Annotated in this window: 21 protein-coding genes; 7 read left to right on the forward strand and 14 right to left on the reverse strand. The window is 31.9% G+C overall.

The genetic code is table 11. The features are described from left to right. Nucleotides 1-758: 758 nt before the first annotated feature. Entirely contained in the window at nt 759-1,283 is a 525-nt protein-coding gene (locus NH26_RS01890; protein ID WP_044223653.1) for a DUF7935 family protein, read from the reverse strand. Nucleotides 1,284-1,828: 545 nt separating this feature from the next. On the opposite strand from NH26_RS01890, the gene NH26_RS01895 reads away from it, so the two are divergent. After that, nucleotides 1,829-2,140, forward strand: a complete 312-nt coding sequence (locus NH26_RS01895) for a hypothetical protein (protein ID WP_139262802.1) — start codon at nt 1,829-1,831, stop codon at nt 2,138-2,140. 188 nt (nt 2,141-2,328) lie between these two features. On the opposite strand, the gene NH26_RS01900 is transcribed toward NH26_RS01895, so the two are convergent. Genes NH26_RS01900 through NH26_RS01930 form a run of 7 tightly spaced genes read right to left on the reverse strand, consistent with a single transcriptional unit; the run spans nt 2,329 to nt 9,005 of the window. Then, nucleotides 2,329-3,441 carry an ABC transporter permease gene (locus NH26_RS01900; RefSeq protein ID WP_044223657.1) on the reverse strand — a complete coding sequence of 371 codons (1,113 nt, stop codon included), beginning with the start codon at nt 3,439-3,441 and terminating at the stop codon, nt 2,329-2,331. Between the two features lie 2 nt (nt 3,442-3,443). Next, nucleotides 3,444-4,559 (reverse strand): ABC transporter permease, encoded by a 1,116-nt coding sequence (locus NH26_RS01905; protein WP_044223659.1) that lies wholly within the window; start codon nt 4,557-4,559, stop codon nt 3,444-3,446. A gap of 4 nt (nt 4,560-4,563) precedes the next feature. Continuing rightward, nucleotides 4,564-5,304, reverse strand: a complete 741-nt coding sequence (locus NH26_RS01910) for an ABC transporter ATP-binding protein (RefSeq protein WP_052432007.1) — start codon at nt 5,302-5,304, stop codon at nt 4,564-4,566. A gap of 11 nt (nt 5,305-5,315) precedes the next feature. Then, nucleotides 5,316-6,224: an ABC transporter ATP-binding protein gene (locus NH26_RS01915; protein WP_044223661.1), complete on the reverse strand. Its 909-nt coding sequence runs from the start codon at nt 6,222-6,224 to the stop codon at nt 5,316-5,318. A 4-nt stretch (nt 6,225-6,228) separates the two neighbouring features. Continuing rightward, complete coding sequence (locus NH26_RS01920; protein ID WP_044223663.1) at nt 6,229-7,134, reverse strand: HlyD family secretion protein; 906 nt, start codon at nt 7,132-7,134, stop codon at nt 6,229-6,231. Nucleotides 7,135-7,146: 12 nt separating this feature from the next. Beyond that, nucleotides 7,147-8,430 carry a TolC family protein gene (locus NH26_RS01925; protein ID WP_044223664.1) on the reverse strand — a complete coding sequence of 428 codons (1,284 nt, stop codon included), beginning with the start codon at nt 8,428-8,430 and terminating at the stop codon, nt 7,147-7,149. Further along, nucleotides 8,427-9,005 (reverse strand): TetR/AcrR family transcriptional regulator, encoded by a 579-nt coding sequence (locus tag NH26_RS01930; protein ID WP_044223666.1) that lies wholly within the window; start codon nt 9,003-9,005, stop codon nt 8,427-8,429. The genes NH26_RS01925 and NH26_RS01930 overlap by 4 nt, the downstream gene beginning before the upstream one ends. A 230-nt stretch (nt 9,006-9,235) precedes the next feature. Here NH26_RS01930 and NH26_RS01935 point away from each other — a divergent pair, with 230 nt between their 5' ends. Beyond that, entirely contained in the window at nt 9,236-10,255 is a 1,020-nt protein-coding gene (locus tag NH26_RS01935) for an aldo/keto reductase (RefSeq protein WP_044223668.1), read from the forward strand. A gap of 26 nt (nt 10,256-10,281) precedes the next feature. On the opposite strand, the gene NH26_RS01940 is transcribed toward NH26_RS01935, so the two are convergent. Continuing rightward, nucleotides 10,282-10,986: a pseudouridine synthase gene (locus NH26_RS01940; protein ID WP_044223670.1), complete on the reverse strand. Its 705-nt coding sequence runs from the start codon at nt 10,984-10,986 to the stop codon at nt 10,282-10,284. Nucleotides 10,987-10,988: 2 nt separating this feature from the next. Further along, nucleotides 10,989-12,146 carry an acyl-CoA dehydrogenase family protein gene (locus NH26_RS01945; RefSeq protein ID WP_044223672.1) on the reverse strand — a complete coding sequence of 386 codons (1,158 nt, stop codon included), beginning with the start codon at nt 12,144-12,146 and terminating at the stop codon, nt 10,989-10,991. A gap of 126 nt (nt 12,147-12,272) precedes the next feature. On the opposite strand from NH26_RS01945, the gene NH26_RS01950 reads away from it, so the two are divergent. Then, on the forward strand, nt 12,273-12,704 hold the full coding sequence (locus tag NH26_RS01950) for a DUF3127 domain-containing protein (protein WP_044223673.1): 432 nt from the start codon (nt 12,273-12,275) through the stop codon (nt 12,702-12,704). 185 nt (nt 12,705-12,889) lie between these two features. On the opposite strand, the gene NH26_RS01955 is transcribed toward NH26_RS01950, so the two are convergent. After that, a complete protein-coding gene (locus NH26_RS01955; protein ID WP_044223675.1) occupies nt 12,890-14,164 on the reverse strand; it encodes a DUF418 domain-containing protein in 1,275 nt (424 codons plus the stop codon). Between the two features lie 176 nt (nt 14,165-14,340). On the opposite strand from NH26_RS01955, the gene NH26_RS01960 reads away from it, so the two are divergent. Then, entirely contained in the window at nt 14,341-15,135 is a 795-nt protein-coding gene (locus NH26_RS01960; RefSeq protein ID WP_044223677.1) for a DUF2490 domain-containing protein, read from the forward strand. 39 nt (nt 15,136-15,174) lie between these two features. Here the strand turns inward: NH26_RS01960 and NH26_RS01965 are convergent, their stop codons facing one another. Both NH26_RS01965 and NH26_RS01970 read right to left on the reverse strand, forming a co-directional pair. Then, nucleotides 15,175-15,576 (reverse strand): hypothetical protein, encoded by a 402-nt coding sequence (locus NH26_RS01965; protein ID WP_044223679.1) that lies wholly within the window; start codon nt 15,574-15,576, stop codon nt 15,175-15,177. An 83-nt stretch (nt 15,577-15,659) separates the two neighbouring features. Continuing rightward, complete coding sequence (locus NH26_RS01970) at nt 15,660-16,091, reverse strand: hypothetical protein (protein WP_044223681.1); 432 nt, start codon at nt 16,089-16,091, stop codon at nt 15,660-15,662. Nucleotides 16,092-16,319: 228 nt separating this feature from the next. Between NH26_RS01970 and NH26_RS01975 the strand changes: the two genes are divergently transcribed. After that, a complete protein-coding gene (locus NH26_RS01975; RefSeq protein ID WP_044223683.1) occupies nt 16,320-17,390 on the forward strand; it encodes an AI-2E family transporter in 1,071 nt (356 codons plus the stop codon). Between the two features lie 65 nt (nt 17,391-17,455). Here NH26_RS01975 and NH26_RS01980 read toward each other — a convergent pair whose 3' ends face one another. Next, nucleotides 17,456-18,691, reverse strand: coding sequence for a DUF819 family protein (locus NH26_RS01980; protein WP_044223686.1), 1,236 nt, complete (start codon nt 18,689-18,691; stop codon nt 17,456-17,458). A 186-nt stretch (nt 18,692-18,877) separates the two neighbouring features. Between NH26_RS01980 and NH26_RS01985 the strand changes: the two genes are divergently transcribed. Together NH26_RS01985 and NH26_RS01990 are read left to right on the forward strand one after the other, a co-directional pair. Next, nucleotides 18,878-20,332: a TolC family protein gene (locus tag NH26_RS01985; RefSeq protein WP_044223688.1), complete on the forward strand. Its 1,455-nt coding sequence runs from the start codon at nt 18,878-18,880 to the stop codon at nt 20,330-20,332. A 10-nt stretch (nt 20,333-20,342) separates the two neighbouring features. Then, nucleotides 20,343-21,305: an HlyD family secretion protein gene (locus NH26_RS01990; RefSeq protein WP_052432009.1), complete on the forward strand. Its 963-nt coding sequence runs from the start codon at nt 20,343-20,345 to the stop codon at nt 21,303-21,305. The last annotated feature ends 3 nt before the right edge of the window (nt 21,306-21,308 follow it).

A 21,308-nucleotide genomic window follows, 5' to 3' on the forward strand; every position in this document is an offset into this window, starting at 1 on the left:
AAGCTCTTTTCAACCCAAAAACTAACTATTACTCTTTTTTTCTATATATCTTAAATCAGATTAACTGATTGTGAATTTCTATTCATTTTATAATATATAAAACGCTCAAAAAGAAGATTAGTTACTCTTTTATTGTAAACAATATTTAAATTTTCAAATAATTCTTAGATAAAAAAAGAGCTTAAGGAAACCCTAAGCTCTTTTCAACCCAAAAACTAACTATTACTCTTATCTTTCTATATATCTTAAAACCAGCAATTCTGGTTGTGAATTCTTATTTTTTTTATAGTAATAGAAACGTAAATTATGAGGAGAGGTTTCTAATAAAATGTCAATGATGTTTAACATATTTTCAGATGGAACTAAAACAAAAAAGAGCTTAAGGAAACCCTAAGCTCTTTCACCCAAAAACTAACTATTACTCTTATCTTTCTATATATTTTTAAACCAGATTAACTGATTATTTATTCAATTTATATTAACATAAACGGTGTTAAATGATGCTTGGTTTCTTATGTTTTGCAAACAAATTTTAATGTTTGTGTGTTATTGTCAGTATTTAGAATGATGGTAAAAAAAGAGTAAGGAGATACCCCTTACTCTTTTATCATAACCCAAAAACTAACTATTACTCTTATATTTCTTGACTTGATATCAAGTGTGTTTCAATATTCAATGTTACAAATATACAAGCTTGAAAAATCGAAGTAAACTTTTGATTTTTAACAAATTGTAATGTCAATTAATGATTGTAAAATCTAGAATATTGCTTGCACTTCTTTTTTAAGCTCGTTTAGAGCTAATACGGTAGGAGTTGCCTCCTCAGAAATGCTTTTCTCTAAAATTACTTTCGCTAAATCCAGACCAGTGGCGTCAGCAGGAAGTTCTTTAGCAGAGTTATTAATAAAAGAGATAGATTGTTCTTTTGCTCCTCTAATCATTTCCCATAAATCCGGGGAAATATAGATTTGCTGTGATAGGTTATGGTTAAATTCTTCTTTGATTGTCATAATCAAGACCTGTTGCGTAGAAATTGCATTGAATTCCTCGTAATTCGTTCGGTCTAATATTTCTGTGTAAGAAATCCTTTCTAAAAATAATGCTAACCTCTCATAAGCTTGTAGCTTTAAAGGTAAGGTCTGTTCTTGTTGATCGGATTTCATTTTGATTGATAAAGTGTCATATTCCTTCTGAAGGAACATTTTCACGATATAAAATGCACTTAAAAGTACTATACCCGCAGGGACAGTAAGTTTTAATAATTCTATTAATTCTGTCGTCATAGTTTAAAAAAATTTTGATGCAATATTAGTAACCTCTTTTGTGTATATCAATATTTACAGACTAAGATTGATAAAAACCTTTATTTTAATCAATACTAACACATCATTATACTTTATTCTCCTTTGATTTACATTCAAGGTAATACTAAACGATTGCACCCGGTTTTATAGGGATATTAAATTTTTTGATGATTGATATATTTATTTTCACTAGTAAGGAATAGAATTCCTTGTGTATTCATTATCAATTGCCCGATTCTAAATTCAAATATTATGCTATTTGAAATACAAATGCTTATTTTTGATTCTTTATAACAGAAAATAACCAAATGCTATAGGATAGTTATTAATATCTTTTGCAACTTCATCCTATACTAGAGATAGAAATGTTATGTTTTTTCAATCTGGGAGAGTCTCTCACTAATCTGAGGTAATGACTTATCAAATTAATTTTAAGAATTATGTTGTTTTGCAGGGAGTATTTATTTGCTCAAATTATACTTGTATTCATATCATGTGATATATATGCTCAAGGTATATTAGATATGAAAATAGAAAAGTCTCCACATCAACATTTAATATTAAATCTTGATTCAAATGAAACTTATGAAAGTATTTTTATAACATTGATCACTGATGATGTAGGATTAGTAGAAGTAAATAAATTTGTTCAAGACTTTGATAGTGATTCACCTTATATTTTTGTATATCTAAACGGAAAAACAAGTAAAGTTTTTTTAGAAAGTTCTACTATCATACCATTAGAATTACAAGAAAACTCTACAATTGTTAAAATCAGAGGGTATTATTATAATTCCAGTATTGGATATTCTAAAATATTTGAAAGGAAAATATAATTGAAAACAATAGGTAATGTTTAGTCATTAAACGTTAGTACCTAACTGTTCTGGATTTTTAGTGCTAGCATTATCTTGAACTAAAATATTGAAGAAGATGATGTCTTATTACTATAAAACAAGCCAATCTATTTGAGGATAGATTGGCTTATCTTGTTTACTATATTATGTTTTGTAAAATCAAATTACTAATTCGTTTTTCTATATAATAACACTGCTAATGCATTGATGATAATCCCATAAATTCCAATAATGAAAAAGTTCATTTTTACATCGGCCCAAGAAGCACCCTTTAAAAGAACATTTCTCATTATTTCAATAAAGTATCGAACAGGATTTAATAGAGTAAGGTCTTGAGCCCAACCAGGCATATTCTCAATAGGGGTAAACAGTCCACTTAAAAGCACAAATACAATCATAAAGAACCATGCTATAAACATGGATTGCTGTTGTGTATCAGATAGAGTAGAAATAATTAATCCTAATCCTAGCACTACTAGTAAATAGATCATCGCAAAGGCAAAAACAATAGAAAGTGGTCCTTGAATTGGAATATCAAAAACTAGTTTAGCAATTGATAAACCTAGACTTAATACAAACATTCCAATACACCAAAATGGAAAGAGCTTTCCAATAATAAATTCTGCTTTTGTAATAGGCGTTACATTCAATTGCTCAATCGTCCCAATTTCTTTTTCTTTTACAATGTTCATGGAAGTGAGGAAAATACCAATCATACTTACCAAAAGGACTAATAGGCCAGGAACCATATAAAATTTATAGTTTAGGCTGTTGTTGTACCAGTTTAAATTGGATATATTTATTTTCAATCCATTTTTTAATAAAAGACCTTTTTCTTGAAGGTAATTATCTTGGAAATCACGAATGATAGATTGTGCATAATTCACAGACACACCCGCTGACATACCATCTATTGCATCGACTTTGGCAGAAAGCTGTGTGGGCTGATGATGAATGATATTTTTCTCAAAATCTTGAGGAATCTCTAAAATAATGACAGCTTCACCCGTCTGTAAACTTTCGCCATTATCAGCATCATAAGGTGTGTTTTGAAGTATATTAAAATAGCTTGATGAAGCATATTTTGAGATCAATTGTTGTGAAAGCGAGGATTGATCTTTATCAATAATTTCCATATTGATATTATGAACATCGAAAGTTGCTGCAAAAGACAATACCATTAATTGCATAATGGGCATCAAAAAAATGATAGGAAGCATTCCTTTGTCTCTAAATATCTGTTTGAATTCCTTTTGAAGAATAAATTTAAATCTCTTCATAATTAACCCAGTCTAATATTAAATCTTTTGATACTCACACCTACGAGTACCACAAACATTCCTGCTAGTACTAATGTCTCTTTAAGTATTTCTGAAATTGTTGCTCCTTTTAACATCAATGCCTTAATAATGATATTGAAGTAAGTGGCAGGAATTACTTTGGTTACCATTTGTAAGGGTAAGGGCATGTTGTGTATAGGAAAAATAAACCCAGATAATAGCATGGTAGGTAAGAACAAAGCAAATAAAGAAATCATTAAAGCCAGTTGCTGAGTTTTTGCAACCGTTGAAATAAAAATACCTAATGCTAACACTACCAGGCAATACAACAGAATTTCGAAAGTGATTAATCCGAAATGGGCTAGAATTGGAACTCCAAAAACAAACTTCCCTAGGAATAAAATGAAAACGGCTATACTAAATGAGAGCGCTAAATATGGGATCACTTTACCTAAAATTATTATTGAAGGGTGCATGGGTGATGCTAATAAAACTTCCATAGTACCGGTTTCAATTTCTCTTGTGATAGCAATTGATGTCATCATAGTACAAATCAACATCAGTATTATGGTAATTAAACCGGGTACAAATGTATAGGCCGATTTTAATTCAGGATTATACCTCATCTGAATTTCTGTATTGATTTGAATAGGAGGACTACTTCCAAATGTTTTTTGTGCATTCTCGTACAAGAAAGACTGAATTTGACCTTCTAAAAAGGCTCCAATTTGAGTCCCTGTATTTGGATCTGAAGCATCACAAATGATCTGAACTTTAGCTTCTTTATTTTTTAAAATATCCTCTTCAAAATGGGGTGGTATAACGATTGCCGCTTTAATTCTACCTTTTTTAAAGGATGTATTTATGGCTTCTTCATTCTCTAATATTTCATCAACTTTAAAGTAAGATGTAGATAAAATTTTATTGACCAATTGATGACTTGACACCTCTTTAGATTGATTTAACAGAGCAACTTTTACTTCTTTGATTTCAGTTGAAATGGCAAATCCAAATAATACAATCTGTACGATAGGTATCCCAAATAATATCAATAGGGTTCTCTTATCACGAAAAATGTGATAAAACTCCTTTTTTATAATTCCTTTTAAACGATCCATCACATTATTTTAAATTGTATTGATCGCCCCTAGCTAAGTGAATGAATACTTCATCCATATTCTGAGCGTTAAATTCTTTCTTCAATTCTTTGGGTGTTCCATACCCATGAATTTCTCCATGAACCATCATAGAGATTCTATGACAATACTCTGCTTCATCCATATAATGGGTAGTCACAAATACAGTCATCCCTTGATCTGCTTTTTCATAGATCATTTCCCAAAATTGTCTTCTTGTAATTGGATCTACACCACCTGTAGGTTCATCTAAGAAAACCACCTTAGGGTTATGTAGAGTTGCAACAGAAAAAGCAATTTTTTGTTTCCATCCTAAAGGAACTTCTTTGAGTAACTTTTTTTTGATGTTCCCTAAGTCTAATCGTTCTATAAGTTTTTCTCCTCTCTCTTTTATTTGTGTATTTGATAATCCATAAATACCACCATAAAACGTGATATTTTCCATTAAAGTAAGATCATTATACAAAGAGAATTTTTGAGACATGTAACCAATATTTTTCTTGATTTTCTCTTGTTCTGTGAATACATCGTACCCAGCAACTGTTGCCGCTCCAGAAGTAGGAGACAGTAAACCAGTCAGCATTCTCATTGCTGTACTTTTACCGGCACCATTCGCACCCAAGAAGCCAAATATTTCCCCTTTTTTTACATCAAAAGTGATTTTATTGACCGCAGTAAAATCTCCAAATGTTTTGGTTAATTCTGTTGATTCTATAATCTTTTCCATAACTCAGAGATTTAATTTTTATTCATCAAACTGATAAACACATCTTCAATAGTAGAGGCTGTTTTTCTAATTTGAATAGAAGTTAAACCACTTTCTTCAAGATACAGTTTGATATCACTTTCAATATCTGTTGCTCTAGCATCTGTATAATGTACTTCTTCTCCGAAAGGGAAAACACTATCAAAATGAGTGTATTCTCTTAGTTTTTTGATCAGTTGATAATTCCCTTCATGACATTGAATAGCATATAAAGTCTTGTCAAAAGCTTTTGATATATTTTCAGGCAGATCAACGTTGAGAATTTCACCTTTGTCGATTAAAGCGATACGATCACATAAATTGGCTTCGTCCATATATGGGGTGGAGACAAAAATGGTGATATCGTGATGATGAAGCTGTTGGATAATATGCCAAAATTCTTTTCTTGACACAGGATCAACACCTGTAGTAGGCTCATCTAAAAAGAGTATTTTCGGATAATGAATCAGGGCAGCACATAAAGCTAACTTCTGTTTCATTCCCCCAGATAATGCACCTGCTTTCCTTTTTTTGAAGGGCTCTATCTGTTGGTAAATATCTTTAATAAGATCATAACTCTTTTCGATGGTTGTACCAAAGATATTGGCAAAGAAAGAAAGGTTTTCTTCAACTGTTAAATCTTCATAGAGAGAGAATTTTCCAGGCATATAGCCAATATGATTTCGAATAAATTGATAATCTGATATAGGAGATTTCCCCATCACTTGGACTTCTCCTTCATCAAATAAAAGGAGGGAAGTGAGGATACGCATTAGGGTTGTTTTTCCTGCACCATCAGGACCGATCAAACCAAATATTTCTTTCGGTTTTACCTCCAAGGAAATATTTTTTAAAGCTTGTACTTCCTCATAGTTTTTTGATAGATTTCTTATGCTAATCATCACATTAGAAATTTATTTCAGCTGGCATTCCTATTCTAAATTTACCGTTTTTATTCTCTACTTTCACTTTAAAAGCATAGACCAAATTTACTCTTTCTTCTTTTGTTTGAATAGTTTTTGGAGTAAACTCAGATTTAGCAGATATCCATTCAATTTTACCTTTAGTGGTGTGCATTTCTCCATTACTGTTATCCGTCATTATAGTAACTTCCTGACCCACTTTTACATTTTCCAATTGACTAGCAGAAGCATACGCTCTCACTTTTAAGGTAGAAAGTTTGGCAATTTTGAATAGAGGTCTACCATAAGAAGCAATTTCAGAAGCTTCCGCATATTTTTCCAGTACAATTCCATCAATAGGAGACGTAATCTTAGATTTACTGATTTGTTCATTTATGACATCAATCTTTTTACTTAGAGGCTCGTACTGAGACAATGTAGCTCGATTACTGTCTTTGATTTTTCGTTTCGTGGCAATCAGTTGTTTTTCATTAATTGCAATGCCTGCGTTAATCTCATCTAATTGTTGTTGTGTGGCAACTTCAGCTTTAAAAAGCTTTTCTAAGCGATCTTTATCGTTTAATAATTTCTTGTGTTGTTCTTCATAAACAGCAATTTGTTCATGAATACTCATCACTTTAGAACCAAGACTTCTGATATTTGCTAGCACTTCTTCTTTTTGTAATGTTAACATCACAGTATCAATTACACCAATGTGTTGTCCAGCTTTTAATCTGTCACCTTCTTCAATCTCAAATTGTGTGAGAGTACCATTTCCTTCCGCAGAAACAATGACTTCTACAGCTTCAAAATTACCATATGCATCAGATTTTTCTTCATTGATGTTACATGAGAAGATGATTGAACTGATGCAGAGTAAGACGATATATTTTAAATTAATTTTATTCATGGTTTTTATATATTAAAGTTGACCTTTAATCATGGCTAATTGATAATTGGTATGAAGTAATTGTAATTCGTGAGAAGATAAGTTGAGCTTTGCATCAGACAATTGATTAATGGCCGTTACATATTGTGATGAGGTAGCAGCTCCATTATCTAATTTACCTTTTGCTCTTGTCAGGTTCTTTTCTTGAATTTTAATAATCTCATGATCCTGAATAATCAGCTGTTTTAATTGTTCTCGATTTCCTTCCACCTGAGCTATTTGAGAAGCAATATTTTTATCAAAAGTTTCCTTTTCGGTGTTGATTACTTCTTTTTGAATTTGTATGACTTGTCTTTCTTTTTTGTTTTTGCCAAAGTCAAAAGGTTGCCATGCAAAACGAAGTCCCACTTGATAATAAAAATCTCCATTTATTTCGAAGAAGTTATAAGGGTTGGGCGTGCCATAACCTCCAATACCATAAGCATAGATTTTAGGAAGTCTTTTGGCTTGAAGAAGATTCGTACTAGATTCCGTTTGTTTAGTTTGTAAACTAAACATCTGAAGTTCAGGTCTTAAAATCGCCTCATTTTGAGAAGCTATCACAGGTCTTTCAAGAGCAATATTTTGCCATTCATTTTCTCTTTCTAACCAGACACAAAGTGCTTTTAAAGCACCATTTTTTTGTGCTTTCACTGAATACAGCTTCTGTTGAGCTTTATAATACTCAACTCTTAATTGATCGGAAACACTAGGAAGAATGGCTCCTTCTTTTTCTAAAGCTTCCACTTCTTTTAATTGATTTTCAATTTCCTTAATTACTCCCTCTTCCAGCAGTTTTTCTTGTTCCTGATAGTTAAGAGCAGAAAAATAAATGGAAGAAACGGTTTCTTTAATACTGTATTTCTTTACTTCGTTTTCTTGTACTTTTAAAGCGTACTCATTTTCTTTTTGAGTTACTTTTTTGTTTTTGATACTACCATCATAAATCGCATACTCCACATTAGCATAAGTACTCCATTGTGTATGCGGTATGTCCGGAAATATTTGTGTCTGACCAACTAATGGATCAACAGGTGAGATCACATCAGAAAAATAACCGACTTGCCCTTTAATAGAAAATTCAGGTAATCGACCTTTATTTAATCTCTCTTTTTCTGTCATCAACATTTTTTCATAGATTTCCTGTTGTTGATTGATAGGGTGTTTTTCTATCGCTTCTTGTTCAGCTTGATCAAAAGTGATGATAGTTTGTGCTGATAGGGAAGAAGAAAGCAATACAGTTAAAATGAACAGAGATAAGTTTATGTATACTTTCATTTTTTTATTCCATCTAAAATGATTTTCGGTAATTCTAATTTTCTTTTTTCAAGGTATTCATCAAATGATTCTCCAGCCACATCTGTCAAAGAAGATACCAAAGGTTTTGCGATAAATGGAAATACACAAGCGGCAATAACTGAGGTTAATACCTGCACTGGATCAACCACTTTATATTTATCGCTACTTTGTAATTGCTTAGAAAATTGATCAATAAGTTTTTTGACCCTTTCCTCAATAAAAAAAGGTAAATTATTACGTTGTAACTCACCTACCATAAATGCGATCATATCAGGATTTTGACGTAGTCGATCTATATAGCTATTCACGAAAAATTGAATTTTTTCTTCCAGTTCCATTTCTGAGGAGAGTATTTCTATGAGTGGAACTATGGTCTCAACACTCACTTGTTTAAAGACCTCTTGAAATAGAGTTTCTTTATTTTTGTAGTAATAATGTACTAAAGCTTTGTTCACTTCGGCACGGTCAGCAATTTCTTGCATTCTAGCTCCATTTTTACCTTTTTCTTGAAAAACGGCTCTTGCAGATTGTATGATTTTTTCTTTGGCTTCCATATGATTAACCTTTTGGTTAAGTAAAGTTAACTAAATGGTTAGTTAAATCAAAAACTGATCATAATTTTTTTATTTTATTTAATGGTATTTATTAAAAGGACTCATTATCAGTTGATTTGAATAATTGATAAAGTTATTATTTGTGTTGGGTACAGAAATATCCTCACCGATATGTCTTATATTTAGTATTAGGAATAATAGTTTCAAAAAAAATAAAATCACTTTAGATAATGCAATACAAGTTTTTTGGTAAAACAGGCCTTAAAGTATCTGAACTTTGTTTGGGTACAATGACTTTCGGTGAAGATTGGGGAACTGGAACAGATAAATATACATCGCAAAAAATATTTGATGCTTTTGTAGAAAAAGGAGGTAACTTTTTTGATACGGCAAATTTCTATACCAATGGAACTTCAGAAAAATATTTAGGTGAATTTATACAGAAGAATAGAGAACATCATGTGGTGGCGTCAAAATACACTTTAATAGAAAATGCAGATCATCCCAATGGATCGGGCAATTCGAGAAGGAATATGATGAACACTGTTGAAGCATCCTTAAAAAGAATGAATACTGATTACATGGACATTCTTTGGTTGCACATGTGGGATGGGACTACTCAGATTGAAGATATCCTTAGAGGAATGGATGATTTGATTTCTCAAGGGAAAGTCTGTTACATTGGTATTTCAGATACACCTGCATGGGTGGTTAGTCAGGGTAATACGTACGCAAAACTTAGAGGTTGGGAACAATTTGCTGGTATTCAGGTCGAATATTCATTAATTGCTAGAGAAGTAGAACGTGAGCTGATTCCAATGTCAGATCATTTTGATATGAGTGTTTTAGCGTGGGCTCCTCTGGGAGCTGGCATCCTTTCTGGTAAGTACAATAAAGGAATGATTGACCAAGGAAGGCTATCAGAAAATAGTGTCAAATTTACTGATCATAATTTAAATATAGCTAGAAGGGTAGAAGAGTTTGCCAACGAAATTGGAGCAACCACTTCACAAGTCGCTTTAAAATGGCTGATGAAGAATAATCAAAAAGTCATCCCTATCATCGGTGCTAGAAAAGTAGAACAAGTGCAACAAAACCTAGGTGTCTTAGATATTGATCTAACAGAAGATATGATGACTGAATTGAATAAGATGAGTAAAATTAATCTTGGTTTCCCTAATGAGTTTCTACAGCAAGATAATGCTAGAAATTATTCTTTTGGAGGCTGGTATGATAAGATTCAGTTTTAAAAAAGAAAGGTAAGTAGATGAACTACTTACCTTTTTTTGTATCCTTTTTTTATACCGGCTTTATCCGATTTAAATGATTTTTTCCTTTGATATGGAGTTAGATTCTCGTTACTAAACTTTTTCTTTTTTACTACAGGTTTATCCTCAATGTTTAGATGTTCATAAATAAACTTTCTCTCGAGTTCGATAACACCACCAGATTTTAATTTTCTGATTCTTAATTTCTCTATCGACAGACGGATTAAACGTAAGGTAGGGAAACCAACAGATGCTGTCATTTTTCTCACCTGTCTATTTTTTCCTTCATGAATAGTTAATTCAATAAAAGAAGTTGGAATATTCTTTCTAAAACGAACAGGAGGATTACGCTCTTCTAAATTTTCAGGTTTCTTTACCTTAATACATTTGGCTGGAAGTGTAGTGTAATTTGATTTGTTGACAGAAATTACGGTACCTTTTTCTAACTTTTTAATGGCTTCATCAGTGATATCACCATCCACCTGAACTAAATAAGTTTTAGAGTGTTCAAATTTTGGATGAAGAAGCTGATGATTTAATCCTTTATCATTCGTAAGAATTAATAAACCTTCACTATCTAGGTCCAATCGACCGACAGGATATACATCAGTAGGAAATTTTCCTAGAGATTTAAGGGTTGGTCTACCATCCGCATCAGAAAATTGAGGGAGTACACCAAAGGGCTTATTAATTACAAAATATTTATTGTTCATATTTAAATAAATGCAGGGGTTCCAGTAATGTCAGCACCAAGAATTAAAAGATGAATATCATGAGTTCCTTCATAAGTAACAACTGATTCAAGATTCATCATGTGTCTCATAATAGGATAATTACCCGTAATACCCATTCCACCAAGTATTTGTCTTGATGTTCTAGCAATATTTAAAGCCATTTCAACATTATTTCTTTTTGCCATAGAAATTTGTGCAGTAGTGGCTTTTCCTTGATTTTTTAACTGACCTAAGCGCAAAGCTAACAATTGTGACTTAGTAATTTCAGTTAACATTTCTGATAATTTTTTTTGAGTCAATTGAAAGCTACCTAAAGTCTTATCAAATTGCTTTCTTTCGGATGCATATTTAACCGCTGTTTCATAACAATCCATTGCTGCTCCAATTGCACCCCAAGCAATCCCATAACGAGCTTGATCAAGACACATCAATGGTACTCCTAATCCATCTTTAAGGGGCAATATATGATCTTCAGTTATAACTACATCATCAAATACTAATTCCCCAGTAACACTGGCTCTTAATGACCATTTATTGTGAATTTCGGGTGCTGAAAAACCTTTCATTCCTTTTTCAACAATTACCCCTTTAATTCGTCCTTCTTCATTCTTTGCCCAAACAACAGCTATATCTGCTATAGGGGAGTTGGTAATCCACATTTTACTTCCAGTAAGAATGTAATGATCTCCCTTTTTGATTAATTTAGTTTCCATTCCATTCGGATTAGAACCATGATTAGGTTCTGTTAAACCAAAGCAACCTAAGAGCTCACCTGTGGCTAATTTTGGAAGGTATTTTTCTTTTTGTGCTTCGTTTCCAAACTGTTCAAGAGGAAACATCACTAAAGAGCTTTGTACGGAAGCGACCGATCGCATTCCAGAATCTCCTTTTTCTATTTCTTGCATAATTAATCCATAGGTGATGTAATCTAATCCGCCACCTCCGTATTTGGTAGAAACAGAAGGTCCAAAAACACCCATTTCACCAAATTTTGGAATTAATTGAGAAGGAAATGTACACGCCTGTGCGTGTTCTTCTATGATTGGAGTAATCTCTTTTTGAACAAACTGATGCACGGAATTTTGTATCATTTGTTGTTCATCAGTAAGCAAGTCTTTAATTGAATAATAATCAGTCATAGGTGTTGATTGGTTATAGATTAAAATAAATACCAATATTTTTAATTATTGTGTGATATTCTATTCTAAAATTACGGAAATTTTGAACATTTTTTTAACTTCGTGCTTCACTTAAATTAATTAATGATGGCATTCGACGTAGTAGGAAAGTTAGAAAAGATATTCGATGCTCAGCAAGTTTCTGAGAGATTCAAAAAAAGAGAGTTTGTTCTTTTAATTCAGGATGGCGCATATCCTCAATATATTAAGTTTCAAGCAACTCAAGATCGCTGTAATCTATTGGATAGTTTTAACGAAGGAGATGATGTAGCTGTCACTTTTGATTTAAAAGGTCGTCCTTATGATAAAGGTGGTGAAGTAATGTATTTCACTAACTTAGAGGCGTGGAGAATTCAGCAAGCAGCTGCATTCCAACCGCAAGCACAACCACAATATGGAGCTGCACCGTCTACACCTGCACCAACATCGCAGGCTCCGACAAGTACACCAGTACCTACAACACCAACAGAAAATATAGCTTCATCAAATGATGATGTAACAGATGACCTTCCATTCTAGAAAGTCTCTTATATAATGAAAGCCACTCCAAAAGTAGATCTTATGGAGTGGCTTTTTTATTTAATTGTGATTTTAAAGAAGGTTTGTTCTGTTCAGGCATCTACTATATCGTGTTAAAATCAAAAAAGGAATCAACTTATAGTAAATAAATTGATTCCTTTTTTTATGCTGACTTTAGATTATCTCTAACCGTTTTGTGCTTTTTTTAATTTTTCAGCTTTGATCTTATCATAAGTACTGTTTCTCAAAGGAAAAGTTTTCTTGTAGGTCAAACATTTCCAACCCCATTCTAAAGGACCAAATTTGAAATATTTTAACCAGAAATAACTGTAAGTTACTTGGAATGCGTAGATCAAAACTGCCAAAGTGAAAATTGGAGCTAAGTTCATTTGCCCTCCAAGACCAAATCCTATTCCGTAGAAAATAACAATACCAATAAAAGTATGCGATAGGTAATTTGTAAATGACATCTTACCAACAGCTGTTAATGGGAAAAAGATGGTTTCACCCCATTTTGTGTAGTAGATGATAGACAATAGAGAAGCATAAGAAATTGCTAAACATAATTGTCCAAATACCATAATTGCTTTATAAGCTAAATCACTAGGAGTAGCAGCAAATAATGCCATAGATCCACCAATATGATAACCTATAAAATGACTGATTGCACCTACAGTAAAAAATCCGAAAAAGATTTTCCAAGATCTACCTACTACAGTAAAGAAATCTTTTGATTGTAAATAGAAACCAAATAAGAATAAACCTAATACTTTAAATGGTCTACCAGAAGGTAAGAAATCAAACCATCTCCATACTACATTGTGTAAATTCTGTTTGAATGTTACTAATAGATTACCACTCTCAAAAGCAGCTACCACAGAGGCAGGGTCTTGATCCAAGTAAGTCTTTTTTGCTAATGATTCTTCTGGTGACATCCATCCTGGAGCGACCATCATAACTATAGCATCGATAACCAATGGAAATGCCATTAAGCCAATCGACCAACCTAATATTTTATTTGAAGGTAGATTTCTAAATTGTATAAATACAAAAGCCATCATGCCGTATAACATCAGAATGTCTCCAGACCAGAATAGCATATGTATAAAGCCAAATAGAATTAGAAAGCCTAATCTTCTTTTATATACTTTTAAAAATGCGTCTTGATTATTTCTTTGTCTATCATATTGAATATAAAAACCTACTCCAAATAAAATAGAAAAGATACTATAGAATTTAGTATCAATAAAGAAACTTAAAAGTGAATATAATGTGTCATTAAATTCATGATAAGGTAACTGTTCTAAAGTAGTAAAAGGTGTAAACTTAAATAGACTCCAACTAAGGATATTCGCAAATAAAATTCCTAATATTGCAAAGCCTCTTAGAGCATCAATTACTCCAAGACGCATGTTACCTGTAGTTGGGCCGATAGTAGATGTTGGTGTAGTTTTTTCCATTAATGCAGTTTTTATTGATAAATCTTAATGATTCTGTAATTTTATATTAGTACTTTATGAATCGTTCCTAATCAGTGCTTAGTTACGATTCAACTGTTAACATAATTCTTGTTTTAACAATAATGAACACACCGAAGTCTTTTTTCTCACATTTTAACATAAAAATTATATTTTTTATGTTGTTCATAGGTCATTTATGCTCAGCCCAAGAAACTGAAAAAAAATATTTTGACACCTCTTGTTGGACATTTTGGAATGTAGATTATCAAATGAATAATGGTGATTCTTTGTTTTTTGAAGGAAATACAAGGTCTTCAGCTTTTGATAGCTATATAGTAGATGGATTAAAAATGAACAGAGCCCATGTGATGTTGGGGTATGCTCATAAATTAACTCCAAAATTGTATGTAGGAGGTTCGATTAGATCCGTTTTTGAACCCAATTGGAATGTCTGGTTTTGGAGAGCCTTTTTTCAACATAATGGACAAATAGGAGGCAAGTTAGATTTTCAGAAAAGGTTGTCCTATGAATATGTTACTCCTCATGAATTGGAAGATAAACCTGGTGAACGATCTGAATATGGACGATTTGGTATATGGGCTTTATTAGGTAAGAATTTTAAGATTGGACAATCTAATTTTAGAGCCGAATTTTCTTATGAGCTTTTTATTCATACTCAAGACGAAACTTCTGAAGACCGATTAGTAGATTTAAGTAGACTAAGAGTCGATTTTTATTATCAGTTGAATGATAATATTCGATTGGGAGCCTTTGCTATGCGTAATACAGAGTTTTACTTTGCTCCATCTACCTTACCACAATATGATGAGGATGGAAATGTTATTCAGCCTGGAAAACCAGAAAGAAATTTAAATTTGATTACACCAGTATACGGTTTGACTTTTAAATATAGTATTCGACAAAAAGAGGAATGTAATTGTCCTGGTGAAAAGAAAAGAAGAAAAAAATAAGGATTGATTTTTCAACCAATCCTTTTTAAAATATTTCATTTATTTTAAAGCTCTACCAAAAACAAGGTTTTTTCTTTGTACTCTATCCAAATCTTTTTTATTAAGGGTAAACATACCTTTCATTAATGATTTGTAGTAATACTCATAAGCCTTTTCCATATCACCCTTTCTTAGGTGATAATCTCCAATCAATTCATATGCCTCAGCATTATCATTAATTTGAATTGAAGCATCCAACCATTGTTTGGCGAGTTCTAAGTCTGCATTCCAATTAATATTAAATGATGCAGCTTTATTTAGTATATACCAATCCCCTTTTTCAGCAGAATTAACCATTTTGATTAATTTAGACATCTTATCTGATGTGGGAGCATCTTCAACATTTGCAAAACTTGAAAATGAGAAAAGAGTGATAACAGCGATAGTGATAATAGTTTTCATGATTTTTAATATTTAGGGAGAAAGAAATTAATTTGACACATTACAATTGATTGTATATATAAATCTATGTTAAGCTAAATGATTTAAATATTATCATTAGAATATTTCGATTCATTATTTAGTGCTTGACCGAAGACTAAAGTTTTTCTTTGTATTCTTTCGAAGTCACTTTCATTTAAGGTAAAAACACCTTTAAGTAAAGCTTGATGATAATAATTATATGCTTTTTTCATATCACCTTTTCTTAAATGGTAATCACCGATTAACTCGTAAGCTTCTGGATTATCATTAATTTGAATTGAAGCATCTAACCATTGTTTAGCGAGTTCTAAGTCTGCATTCCAATTAATATTAAATGATGCAGCTTTATTTAAAGTTTGCCAATCATCTTTATCGGCTTTATTCACCATTTTGATTAACTTAGACATCTTATCTGATGTTGGAGCTTCTTCCACATTAGCAAAGCTAGAAAAAGAGAATATTGTTATTAGTACTAGAGAGAAAATAGTTTTCATTATTTAATAATTTAGAGAGTAAGAAAATTAATTTGACACATTTAACAGTTATTCGATATTTATGCCATAAATTCATAAGTGTATGATTATCAGTGTATTATACTGTAAATTAAAGTATTGTTGCAAATATCAACTGTTCATTATCGTTCGTCTAATTTGATTTTTTTCTATTTTAGTACAGTATTCGCAAATATTTAATAATCTTATTTTTTTATATAAAAACTATTCATGAATAAAATAAATAAGGCAGCTAGTATTTCTATATTGATTGTAGTGATTGTTGCATCATTGATATACTTAAAAAGTATTATTGTCCCTTTGATACTTGCTGCTATTTTTTGGCTAATTGTAGTGGAGGTAAGGACAATGATTGGTAAAGTAGCTACATTAAGAAATATCAAAATGCCTGTTTGGCTTCAAAACCTATTTGCCACCTTAATGATCTTTACTATACTTTTTTTAGTAGTGAAATTATTAAGTTTAAGTATGCAGAACTTATCTGAAAGTATGACTCATTATGATGGAAACCTTCAAAAAATGGAGGAAAAAATTAATAAGTTATTTGATATTAATGTAACACATTCTCTTAATAAGATGGTTGGTGACACTAACTTCACTAATTTATTAAGAACAGTATTAAGTTCGGTAACCGATTTGTTTGGAAATGCATTTACGATAATATTATATATTGTTTTTCTATTATTGGAAGAAAGCGGGTTTGGTAATAAAATAAAAGCAATGTATCCTAACATCAACGATCAAAATAATGTTGTTTTAATGTTAGAAAGAGTAGGCAAAACGGTTAGTAGTTATCTTACTTTAAAAACCTTTGTTAGTGTAATTACTGGAGTTTTAAGTTATATCGTCCTTTTAATTGTTGGTATTGATGCTCCTTTCTTTTGGGCTGCCATTATCTTTTTACTAAACTATATTCCAACAATTGGATCTTTAATCGCTACTTTGTTTCCATCATTATTTATTATAATTCAGACTGGAGAACCGAGTGTAGGGTTGATAGTTTTACTTGCAGTGGGTGGAATACAGGTAGTCATAGGTAATTTTGTAGAACCTAAATTAATGGGCAATTCTTTAAATGTTAGTAGTCTTGTTGTGCTGATTGCTCTAGCTTTCTGGGGCACTCTCTGGGGTGTAATAGGGATGATTCTTTCTGTCCCAATTACTGTATTAATGATAATTATTTTTGGAGAATTTCAAAGCACAAGAAAAATTGCCATTCTCCTTTCTGAAGATGGTAATATAGGAGCTCCTAAAATTAATAATCAAAATAAAGAGGAATAAATAAAGAGAGGTGGTTTTATGAATTAAAAACCACCTCTCTTTTTTTATATAGTTGTATATATAACTTATGATGCAATGCTCATCAAATAGGCACAGAGCATTGCTCCATAAGTTCCTAAAGCATACCCTAAAACAGCTAATAATACACCAACAGGTGCTAATGAAGGGTGAAAAGCAGAAGCGATAACAGGTGCAGATGCAGCACCGCCAACATTGGCTTTACTTCCAACTGCTAAGAAAAAGAAAGGTGCTCTTATGATTTTCGCTGTTACAATCATAATAAACACATGAATAGCCATCCAAACTAAACCAACAACAAGTAATCCAGGATTATCCATCGTTTTTGTAACATCCATTTTCATTCCTATAGTAGCAACTAAAATGTAAATACAAACACTCCCTAATTTTGATGCTCCATATCCTTCAAGTTCTTTGGCTTTAGTGAAACTAAGTATAACACCTAAAGTAGTTGCTATTAATACGAGCCAGAAAAATTTACTACTCATTACACTGGTTGAAGGGTCTGCAACATTTGAAGAAATGTAACTACTTAAGTTATCAGCACTAAAATGAGACAACCCAACAATCCCAAAAGCAACACCTAAAACAACGATGTAATTCGTTAAAGTAGGGTTTTTACTAATTTTATTCTGATATTCTTGTACTTTAATTTTCAAGTCTTCAATAGCAGAAGAATCCGCTTTTAACCATTTATCTATTTTATCAGTTTTACCGATACCCATCAATAAAATAGCCATCCAAATATTGGCAACAATAATATCTACTGCCACAATACCTGAATATAGAGATTGATCATATTTATAGATTTCTAACATGGCAGCTTGGTTGGCTCCTCCTCCAATCCAACTTCCCGCAAGTGTAGCAAGACCTCTCCAAGCTTCTTGAAATCCAACACCGTTAAATGTTTCAGGTGAAATAGCGGAAACAATTAAAATAGCTAGTGGCCCACCGATAATAATACCTACAGTACCTGATAGAAACATTATTATACTTTTGGTACCAAGATTAATTATACCTTTTAAATCAACACTAATAGTCATCAATATTAAACTGGCAGGAAGAAGATAATTCTTTGCCATTTGGTATAAATTGGAATGCTCAGGGGATATTATGTTTAATGTACTTAAAATGGAAGGTAGGAGATAACACATTAAAAGGGGAGGGAAGATTTTATAAAACTTAACCCAAAGTCCACTTTTAAGTGAAGATGTATAAAATACGAAAGCTAAAACGGCCATCAAAAGGCCAAAAACAGTCGCATCATTAGTGATAAAAGGCATATTTATGTTTTTGTGTTTATATAATCATACAACATTACAAAAAAACAATGAATTAAATAAAAACCCTTCATTAGAAACTATTTACATTTTAATACTTGACATGTAAAATAGTTTGGAATACATTTGTGAATGAATGATCATTCATTAATATAAAATCTATCAATTTAGTTTAAAAAAGAATACAAAATGAAAATTAAAGCTATAGTATTCTATTCATTGGTTTTATTAATTGGTTGTAAGCCTTCTCTTTTTGGACAAGAAATAAGTAGAAGGGATATGGCAGAAAAAGCAATCAATTATTCTCACCTTTTAAAGATCAAAAGGAATGAGATTAAATCTACAGAATACGATAAACAGCGAGCAATGTACACCTATATTCCTAAAGTAGGGGTAAAAGGTGGATATGCTTATTTACTAAATGATCTAACTATCAACAGAGATATTACTGACTTAAAATCTAATGGATTAAACTCTCTAACAAATGCTAAACAAGGTATTGTCAACGGAATAGGAAGTTCTGGTCTTCCTCCTTCTGCAATTGGTATTATGGAGCCAATAGTAGATGGGGTATTTAGCAATTTAAATGGTTTAGTAAATCAAATGCCTAATGAAGTTTCTCTTTCTTTAAGAGATAATCATTTATGGTTTTATGATGCTTACGTGGAAATGGTGATTTTCTCTGGATTACAGGCACCAAATTATGCTAAAGCTGCTGAAGCAAAAGCAGAAGCACAAAGGGCAATGATGGAAAAAGATGAGCACGAAATCATAATAGAGGTAATGGATTATTATGATAAGCTAGCTGTGATCAATCAATCGATGAAGGTATTGGAAGAATCTCAAAAGAGGTTGGACAAGCAGACTCTCTTTGCAAATAAAGCCAAGGAGGTAGGATTGGCTACTGATTATGATTTAAATAAAATTCGAATTGCCGAAAAAGATATCACTGCTAAAAGAATCGAACTTGTTGCATCTAAAGATTTAGTCCTTCAAAAATTAGAACAAATGACAGGACTTCCAAAGGAAGACATAAGTAGCATATCTCCTTCTTTAGACATTTGGTTTGTCGATGAAAACGAAATTAATCTAGGAAATAGAGCAGAAATTAAAGCCTTAGATCATTCAATAGAGGCTTTAGAAAGAAAACATAAAGCAGAACAATTTACAGCTTTACCTCAAGCCAAGGCTTTTGCACATGTAATGCAAGGTGGTTCTAATTTAACTTCTGTTGATCCTGTACCTTTTGTTGGGGTTGGAATGAAATGGGAGATTTTTGATGGTTTACAAAGAAAACGAGAAGTACAAAAATCAGCGTTAAATGTAGCTTCTATGAGAGAGAAAAAACAATATGCTAATGAGATGGTAGTTCTCGATTTTGAAAAGAAAAAAATGGAATGGAGAGTAGCTACTCAGATGGTGGATGTAGCTTATCAAAAATTAGATGGCGCTCAAACAGGCTTAAAAATTAGATCAGAAGAACTAAAAAATGGATTGGCCGATGTGAATGATATTCTTTTGGAAATTTCTGATTATGAAAAAACACAATTAGAATACATTCAGTCTATAGCACATCAAAGACATACAGCTATTGCCTTACTAGATGCCATGGGAGCGTTGAATTTAGAACACATCAAAAACTAGAAAAAACATTATGAAAAATATAATATTAATTGGGTCTTTAATAATGATAGCTTTTGGTTGTTCAGAAGCACCAAAACAAGACAATCTATACAAAGGGAAATTAAAAAGAGAAGTGGTATATGTGGCTTCTAAAGTTCCTGGTCGAGTACTTGAAATGAAAGTAGAAGAAGGCCAACAAGTAAAGGAGGGAGATACTCTTTGTATTATCGATTTACCAGAAGCTGAGGCGAAGCTAGATCAAGCATTAGGAGCTGTGAAAGCAGCAAAAGCACAATATGAAATGGCCTTTAACGGAGCCACAAAAGAACAATTGGAACAAGTTGATGCGGCATATAATGCAGCAGAAGAACAATATAAATTTGCCCAAAAAAGCTTTAATCGTATTGAGGAGATGTATAAGGATTCTTTAATTTCTTCTCAAAAATATGATGAGGTTCGCACAAAATATTTAATGGCTCAAGCAAAATATGAAGGAACTTCTGCTAAAAAAAGAGAAGTGATTTCAGGTGTTCGTAATGAAAAACAAAGAATGGCATTAGGACAACTAGAAAGAGCTAAAGGTGCTTTGAAAGAGGTGAATATAGCTTTAGGGGAAAGATATATTATTGCTCCAAAAGCGATGAGAGTTGAATCAATTTCTCTTCAACAAGGGGAGTTAGCTTTACCGGGATATTCTATTTTTACAGGATATGCTGAAAATACAACCTTTTTAAGATTCGCTTTATCTGAAGAAGAAGTTTTAAAGTATCATTTAAATGAAAAAGTGACGGTGCAATTAGCATTTGATACATCTATTCAATTAAAAGGAAAGGTGGTTAGTATAAAAGAAGAGATGTCTTATGCGACTAGAAAGTCGATGAATCCTAATTACGAAATTGATCAATCTTTATATGTATTAAAGATTCGTCCTGATAATATGAAGCAAGCTGAAAAGTTGTTGACCAATATTACTTTAGTAATGCCTAAAAAATAGATC

It is taken from the genome of Flammeovirga pacifica (assembly GCF_000807855.2).
GTDB classification, from domain to species: Bacteria; Bacteroidota; Bacteroidia; order Cytophagales; family Flammeovirgaceae; genus Flammeovirga; species Flammeovirga pacifica.